Annotated in this window: 2 tRNA genes and 1 rRNA gene; all 3 read left to right on the top strand. The window is 46.1% G+C overall.

Going from position 1 to position 928, the window contains the following annotated elements:
• Nucleotides 1-209 precede the first annotated feature (209 nt).
• A tRNA-Ile gene (locus ACLEIV_RS16855) sits at nt 210-286 on the top strand.
• Between the two features lie 141 nt (nt 287-427).
• Nucleotides 428-503: transfer RNA gene (locus ACLEIV_RS16850), tRNA-Ala, on the top strand.
• A gap of 257 nt (nt 504-760) precedes the next feature.
• Nucleotides 761-928 (top strand): 23S ribosomal RNA (locus ACLEIV_RS16845); the annotation flags it as partial.

Here is a 928-nt window from a genome sequence, read left to right as displayed (position 1 = left end):
CTCCTTACCTTAATCTCAACGTCTGTTGAGTGTTCACACAGTTTGCTTGATATGAAAGAGTGACTTATCGCATGAGTGAAAGCTGATGCGATTTTGTGATGCTAACGCGTTACAAAACAGGTTTGGGTCTGTAGCTCAGTTGGTTGGCACCCCACTTCTCTGAATGAAGAGTAGGGTGAGGTCGATTGAGAGCAAGCCACAAAGGTTTTGGGTCTGTAGCTCAGTTGGTTAGAGCGCACCCCTGATAAGGGTGAGGTCGGTGGTTCAAATCCACTCAGACCCACCAAATCTTGTCGACACAACGTCATGAGCATCGTCGTTTAGTGAACTAAACGTCCTCAGCTCATTCCTCGTTTCGCCATCGATTTGGTGTTTAGCTAAACATTATGTAAATAGTGTAAAGATAAATAAAAGCTAAGAACTAAATGGGGCTATAGCTCAGCTGGGAGAGCGCCTGCCTTGCACGCAGGAGGTCAGCGGTTCGACCCCGCTTAGCTCCACCATTTAGCTCAGCCTGAACCACATCAAAGACGTCAAAGTCATACATTGTAACGCAATGTATCACTTTGACTTTTTCGAAGTCACGCTCTTTAACAATCTGGAAAGCTGATAGAAATAATTTGTAGTTCTTGATACGCAAGTGTCTTGGAACTTCTTGGCGAAATATGTTGTAAGCATCAGTCACTGATGCGTTATAACCTCGCTGAAGTCAGTGCTGTGGGTACCTTCGGGTGCACATACACACTTCTTGGGGTTGTATGGTTAAGTGACTAAGCGTACACGGTGGATGCCTTGGCAGTCAGAGGCGATGAAGGACGTGCTAACCTGCGTTAAGTACGGATGAGCTGGTAAGAAGCGCTTGAGTCCGTAATATCCGAATGGGGAAACCCACTGCATTCAGTGCAGTATCGTCACGTGAATACATAGC

The sequence above is a fragment of the Oceanisphaera submarina genome (assembly GCF_046521305.1).
Classification (GTDB): domain Bacteria; phylum Pseudomonadota; class Gammaproteobacteria; order Enterobacterales; family Aeromonadaceae; genus Oceanimonas; species Oceanimonas submarina.
The sequence above is the reverse complement of the archived record's forward strand: the minus strand, read 5'-3'. Positions and strand labels throughout refer to the sequence as shown.